Raw genomic sequence first — 6786 nt, 5'->3', positions numbered from 1 at the left:
CCGCCGCTCGCGCATCCGGCCACGCCGCTCGCGGGCACGGAGCCGATCGTCGCGCCGGCGAGCGGCGTGATCGTGTTCCGCGCCGAATGCGGCGCGTGGCTCGAAGCGGGCGCGCCGGTCGCCGATATCGTCGATCCGCTCACCGACGAGCTGGTCACGCTGCACACCAGCGTGAGCGGCGTCATGTACGCGCGTCACAGCGCGCGTTTCGCGACGGCCGGCATGGAAGTCGCGCGCATCGCCGGCGACACGCCGATCCGCACGGGCTCGCTGCTCTCGCTGTAATTCCCTTCGCCGTCTTCGTCATGGCTCATCGTAACGATGAGCCATGATTCAGCACGTCTATTGCCTGACCGGCCGCCTTACCGATTACTTCGCAATCCCAACTTCCTTCACACGATAAAGCACGCCACACGCGACTCATTCCCTGCGTCGATAAATCGAATGGATTTTGCCGATAAAACCACCCTGAAACGCGATCCATATACGAAATCCAATCGTTGAAAGCAGAAAATTTTATAAGACGCTAAATCGCGCTTTTTTTGTCCGGATTTTCGTTCGCATCGCCTCGCGAGCCGCGCCAGCACTCGATTTGCACCGTTTGCGCCCTCCGGCAAGCCCGTTGTCGCGTTTACGCCACAGAGTAGCGACATTCAGGCGGCATTTCCTTACTGTCACAATCCTTTCGTCCTCGACCCTTAAATTGCAGCGCGTCGCACAGATCGGCCCAGAAGAGGCCGGCACATACTTTTCCTTCATCCGGAGCAACAGTTGAAAAAGAAAATTCTGACCACCGCTATCCTTGCAACCATTGCGGGCGCGGCCCACGCTCAAAGCAGCGTGACCCTGTATGGCCTGATCGACGCTGGCGTGAGCTACATCAACCACACGCAAAACGCGACGAAGGGCAGCTCGAAGGCATTCCAGTACGGTGACGGCGTCGCGCAAGGCAGCCGTTGGGGCCTGCGCGGCTCGGAAGACCTGGGCGGCGGCCTCAAGGCAATCTTCGTGCTCGAAAACGGCTTCAACAGCGGCAACGGCACGGCTGGCCAAGGTAGCTCGATGTTCGGCCGTCAAGCCTACGTCGGTCTGACGCAAAGCAACATCGGCTCGCTGACGTTCGGCCGTCAATACTCGTTCAACACGGACATCCTCGGTTCGCTGTACTCGACCGGCGGCAACACGGTGTCGGGCAACTGGGCGTACCACGTCAACGACGTCGACCAGCTCACGTCGAGCCGTATCAGCAACGCGGTCAAGTTCCAGAGCGTGAACTTCTCGGGCTTCACGTTCGGCGGCCTGTATGGCTTCTCGAACACGACGTCGTTCGCCGGCGCACCGTCGGGCAGCACGACGGCTTCGTCGCGTGCCTACAGCTTCGGCGCGAACTACGCCTACGGTCCGTTCAGCATCGGCGGCGCGTACGCCGACATCACGTACCCGGCAGCCGCATCGCCGACGACGTTCTCGACCTCGCTCGCCAACGTCAACACGGCCGTCAGCACGGTCCGCGATCTGCGTTCGTTCGGCTTCGGCGGCCGCTACGTGTTCGGCCCGGCTACGGCATGGCTGCTGTGGACGAACACGCGCTTCGAGCCGATCACCGGTTCGTCGACGCTGTACAACGCGTACGAAGCAGGCGTGAAGTATGCCTTCACGCCGGCCCTGACGGGCGCGGTTGGCTACACGTACTCGCGCGCTTCGGGTCTCTTCACGGCGCACTGGAACCAGGTCAACGGTTCGGTCGACTACGCTCTGAGCAAGCGCACGGACGTCTACGGCCTGGTCGCTTTCGAAGACGCGTCGGGCTCGTACAAGGGCGCTCCGGTGCAGGCACAGATCGGCGATTCGTCGTCGAGCATCTTCGCGCCGTCGGGCTCGGGTTCGCAGAACCAGCTCGCCGTCCGCGTCGGCATCCGCCACAAGTTCTAAGCACGCACGCCGCCGCGCCCGCCTTGCGGGCGTGGTGCACGCGCGAAAAAAGGGCGTCCCTCGGGACGCCCTTTTTGTTTGGCGCGGCCGGTTCGCGCCGGCCCGCACGAAGCCCGCAGCGGCACGGGACCTGCCGCCGCGCGCGCGCTTCTGGTACGCTGCGGCCTTTCCACTCGCAGCATTCGAATCGATGGAACTTCCTTTCAACGAAGCGGCCGTGACGGTCACTCGCACTTCGCTGTCCGCGGCCGGTCAGGTCATCGCGATGCGTGACATCGAAGACACCCGCATCGTCACCGTTGAGCGCAGCCGCGTGGTGCCCATTGTGATCTCGCTGATCGGCGTGGCCATCGCCGCGGGCGGCGGCGTCTGGGGCTCGGGCGCCGCGCTCGGCTGCGGCGTGATGCTGATCGTGGTGGGCTGGCTCGCGTGGATCTGGCAAGAGGTCTCGCACCGCCTGATCGTGGTGGTGGGCGGCGCGCCGCGCGAAGCCGTCACGAGCGGCGATCGCGCCTTCCTCGAACGCGTCCAGCAGGCCGTGCGCGCCGCGAAGGCCGACGCCCCCGCAGCACCTGCCGCACCCGCAGCACCTGGCACCACGCCGTCAGCCTGATCCGCCCACCGCGCGGCCCTTGGCGACAATAAGCGGCCCGCGCGCCCAGCCAGCCTTTCCCGCCAGCCACCCGTTTTCCGGCCACGCCCGCGTCGTCACTCCAGATCGATCGGCCGCGTGTGCCAGATGTCGCGCGCGTATTCGGCAATCGCCCGATCCGACGAAAACGTCCCCATGCCCGCGACATTCTCGATCGCGCTCGCGGTCCAGCCCGGCACGTCGACGAAACGGCGGTCGGCGGCCTCCTGCGCCTCGACGAACGCGGCGTAGTCGGCCAGCACGAGGTAGTGATCGCCCCAGTCCACGAGCGTGTGGAAGATATCCGTGTAGCGCGCCGGATCGCCCGGCGAGAAGAAGCCCGTGCGGATCTGGTCGAGCACGGCGCGCAGCTCGGCATTCTCTTCGTAGACCTGACGGGAGCGATAACCCGAGCAGCGCAGCGCATCGACCTGATCGGACGTGTGCCCGAAGATGAAGATATTCTCCGGCCCCACCGCGTCGCGAATCTCGATGTTCGCGCCGTCGAGCGTGCCCATCGTCAGCGCGCCGTTGAGCGCGAGCTTCATGTTGCCGGTGCCGGACGCTTCGGTGCCCGCCGTCGAAATCTGCTCGGAGAGATCGGCGGCCGGAATCAGCACTTCGGCCACGCTCACGCCGTAGTTCGGCACGAACGTCACCTTGAGCCGGTCGCCCACCACGGGATCGTGATTGATCTTCTCGGCCACGTCGTTGATGAGGCGGATGATCATCTTCGCCATGCGATACGCCGACGCCGCCTTGCCCGCGAACAGCACCACGCGCGGCACCCAGTCGCGCTCGGGCTCCGCGAGAATGCGGTTGTAGCGCGTGATCACATGCAGCACGTTGAGCAACTGCCGCTTGTATTCGTGGATGCGCTTGACCTGCATGTCGAACAGCGCATCGGGATTGAACGACAGCCCCGTGCGCGCCGTGAGCCGTCGAATCAGGCGCACCTTGTTCTCGCGCTTGGCCGCGTGAAACGCGGTTTCGAACGCCGCATCGCCCGCGAGCTTGCGCAGCGCGCCGAGCTCGAACAGATCGGTGCGCCAGCGCGTGCCGATGGTTTCGTCGACGAGCGCCGCCAGCGGCGGACTCGCCTGCGCGAGCCAGCGACGCGGCGTGATGCCGTTCGTGACGTTGGTAAAACGCTCGGGATAGAGCCGCGCGAAGTCGCCGAAAATATCGCGCGTCATCAGTTGCGAATGCAGCTTCGAGACGCCATTCACCTTGTGACTCGCGACGATCGCCAGATACGCCATGCGCACGCGCCGCTGGCCGTATTCGTCGACGAGCGAAATGCGGCGGATGAAGTCGAGATCGTGCGTGCCCTTCTCGCTCGCTTCGCGCAGAAACGCGGCGTTGATATCGAAGATGATTTCGAGGTGACGCGGCAGCAGGCGCGCCAATAGTTCGACGTCCCAGGTTTCCAGCGCTTCGGGCATCAGCGTGTGATTCGTGTACGAGAACACGCGCTTGATGTGCCCCATCGCCTCGTCCCAAGGCATGTGATGAACATCGACGAGCAAGCGGATCAATTCGGGAATCGCCAGCACCGGATGCGTGTCGTTCAGATGCACCGCGACCTTGTCGGAGAAACGTCCGAACGTGCTGTGCGTGCGCAGATAACGACGGATCAGATCCTGCATCGTCGCCGACACGAAGAAGTATTCCTGACGCAGACGCAGCTCGCGGCCCGCCATCGTCGAGTCGTCGGGGTACAGCAGACGCGATACGTTCTCCGAAATATTTCTCGCTTCCACCGCGCGTTGATAGTCGCCCTTGTTGAACGCCGACAGATCGAGTTCCTCGTCGGAGCGCGCGGACCACAGCCGCAGCGTGTTGGTCGCGCTCGTGGCGTAGCCCGGAATCACGGTGTCATAGGCCATCGCGTTCACGTGCTGCGTGTCGATCCATTCGACGTGGCCGTCGCGCTGCACGGTGCGCCCGCCGAAGTGCACGGGATACTGCACCTCGGGGCGCGGAAATTCCCACGGATTGCCCGAGCGCAGCCAGTAGTCGGGCGCTTCGACCTGCTCGCCGTTGATGATCTGCTGGCGAAACATGCCGTAGTCGTAGCGGATGCCGTAGCCGAATCCCGGAATGCCGAGCGTCGCCATCGAATCGAGGAAGCACGCCGCGAGACGGCCGAGGCCGCCGTTGCCGAGCGCGGCGTCGGGTTCGAGGTCGACCACGGAATCGAGATCCACGCCGACATCGGCAAGCGCCTCTTTCATCTGATCGTGGATGCCGAGCGCGAGCAGCGCGTTCGAGAACGTGCGGCCGATCAGGAATTCCATCGACAGGTAATAGACGCGTTTGACGTCCTGATCGTACTGGCGGCGCGTGGTGATCATCCAGCGCTCGACGAGGCGGTCGCGCACCGCGAGCGCGGCGGCGTGCAGCCAGTCCTGCGGGCGCGCCGTGACGGCGTCCTTGCCGACGCCGTACATCAGGCGATTGGAGATGGAGCGGCGCAGCGCATCGGCGCTGCTCTTCAACTGGTCGAACTCAAGACCGACTGCTGTCATCGAATGCCTCCCGGAAAAGCGACGCGCCGCGTTGCATGTCGATGCGGCGGCGCGCGTTCGTTCAGGGGCTGCGCGCGAGCACCGTTCGGGTGCACGCCGGGTACGCGGACCGATGCAGGGCGAGGCGCACGCGAGTCTGCGTGATTCGTCTCGCGCCGCATCCTCACCTTGGCCCGCGGGCGCAGATCAGTTTGCAGAGTAGGACATTTTGCAATCGCGTGCGGCGGCGCGCCATCGCAAACGCGCCTGGTTCGCCTCGTTGCACGCGCGCTCACGGCACGCGAGACGGGCGACTCGGGCGAACGCGCCGGGTTTTGCGGTTAGTTGCGTTCCGTGAGCCGGACGGCGGCATTCGAGGCGCAAAAATCCCGACGCCAAAAATGCACGCCGCGTCGCCTTACAAGGACCAAACGCTCTGAAGCAGGCGCTGCACAAACGCGCCGCGTCTGTAACAATTGCACCAGCGCGCATCGCGCGCCTGTACGCCGCTTGCCCTTCGATTCGCCCGAGACCGCCGCTTTGTCCGATACCCACACCGTGCAGCCCGACACCACGCCGCGCGCCGACGAGCCCATGTCGGCGAAAAACCGCCGCGGCATGGCCGCGATCATGCTCGCCGTCGCGCTCGCGACGCTCGACACCGCGATCGCCAACACGGCCCTGCCCGCCATCGCCACCGATCTGCACGCGGCGCCCGCCGCCTCGGTCTGGATCATCAACGCGTATCAGCTCGCGATGGTCGCCACGCTGCTGCCGCTCGCGGCGCTTGGCGACATCCTCGGGCATCGGCGCATCTATATTGCGGGGCTGGCGATCTTCACGGTCGCCTCGCTCGCCTGCGCCGTCTCGCCGACGCTCGGCGCGCTCGCGGCGGCGCGCGTGCTGCAGGGCCTCGGCGCGAGCGCGATCATGAGCGTCAACACGGCGCTGATCCGCTTCCTCTATCCGACGCACCGGCTCGGGCGCGGTCTCGGCATGAACGCGCTGATCGTCGGCGTGTCGTTCGCCATCGGCCCGACCATCGCTTCGCTGATTCTCTCGGCAGGCACCTGGCCGTGGCTGTTCGCGATCAACGTGCCGCTCGGCGCGCTCGCGCTCGTCTTCGCGATGCCCGCGCTGCCGCACACCGCGCGCGGCAAGCACAGCTTCGATCCGCTCGCGGCGCTGCTCAATCTCGTGACTTTCGCCGCGCTGATCTTCGCGCTCGGCGAGGCGGCGCAGCGCGCGCCGCTGCGCGAAGTCGGCATCGCCGCCGTGATCGCGCTGGTGTTCGGCCTGTTGCTGATCCGCCGCGAAGCCGGCCATCCCGCGCCGATGCTGCCCGTCGATCTGTTCAAGCGGCCCGTGTTCGCGCTGTCTTCGCTGACCGCGGTCTGCTCGTTCGCGGCGCAAGGCCTCGCGTTCGTTTCGCTGCCGTTCTATTTCGAAACCGTGCTGATGCGCAGCCAGGTCGAAACCGGCTTCCTGATGACGCCCTGGCCGGTCGTGGTGGCCGCCGCCGCGCCGATCGCCGGGCGGTTGTCCGACCGCTATCCGCCGGGCCTGCTCGGCGCGATCGGCCTGGCGATCCTCGCGGCGGGCATGGCGTCGCTGGCGATGCTGCCCGTGCATCCGAGCGTGCCCGACATCGTGATCCGCATGGCGATCTGCGGCGCGGGCTTCGGTTTCTTCCAGTCGCCGAACCTGCGCGCG

General features: G+C 65.7%; 4 protein-coding genes and 1 pseudogene. 4 read left to right on the top strand and 1 reads right to left on the bottom strand.

Annotated elements, in window-relative coordinates:
* From G3N97_RS34970 to G3N97_RS34960, 3 genes and pseudogenes are all read left to right on the top strand, one after another.
* Nucleotides 1-285: pseudogene (locus tag G3N97_RS34970) on the top strand (succinylglutamate desuccinylase); the annotation flags it as partial.
* Between the two features lie 486 nt (nucleotides 286-771).
* Nucleotides 772-1932, top strand: coding sequence for a porin (locus G3N97_RS34965; protein WP_205997410.1), 1161 nt, complete (start codon nucleotides 772-774; stop codon nucleotides 1930-1932).
* 190 nt (nucleotides 1933-2122) lie between these two features.
* Entirely contained in the window at nucleotides 2123-2545 is a 423-nt protein-coding gene (locus tag G3N97_RS34960) for a DUF6232 family protein (RefSeq protein WP_205997409.1), read from the top strand.
* A 95-nt stretch (nucleotides 2546-2640) separates the two neighbouring features.
* Here G3N97_RS34960 and G3N97_RS34955 read toward each other — a convergent pair whose 3' ends face one another.
* Nucleotides 2641-5094 carry a glycogen/starch/alpha-glucan phosphorylase gene (locus G3N97_RS34955; RefSeq protein ID WP_205997408.1) on the bottom strand — a complete coding sequence of 818 codons (2454 nt, stop codon included), beginning with the start codon at nucleotides 5092-5094 and terminating at the stop codon, nucleotides 2641-2643.
* A 573-nt stretch (nucleotides 5095-5667) separates the two neighbouring features.
* Between G3N97_RS34955 and G3N97_RS34950 the strand changes: the two genes are divergently transcribed.
* Nucleotides 5668-6786 (top strand): MFS transporter (locus tag G3N97_RS34950; RefSeq protein WP_205997411.1); only part of this gene is annotated, 1119 nt, incomplete at its 3' end.

This window comes from Paraburkholderia sp. Ac-20347, from assembly GCF_017104805.1.
GTDB lineage: Bacteria > Pseudomonadota > Gammaproteobacteria > Burkholderiales > Burkholderiaceae > Paraburkholderia > Paraburkholderia tropica.
This window is presented reverse-complemented; position numbering and strand designations above follow the sequence as displayed.

Bases quoted from the DNA above. Each gene is read 5' to 3' on its own strand.
- G3N97_RS34960 (WP_205997409.1), top strand. From the start codon at position 2,123: ATGGAACTTCCTTTCAACGAAGCGGCCGTGACGGTCACTCGCACTTCG.
- G3N97_RS34955 (WP_205997408.1), bottom strand. From the start codon at position 5,094: ATGACAGCAGTCGGTCTTGAGTTCGACCAGTTGAAGAGCAGCGCCGAT.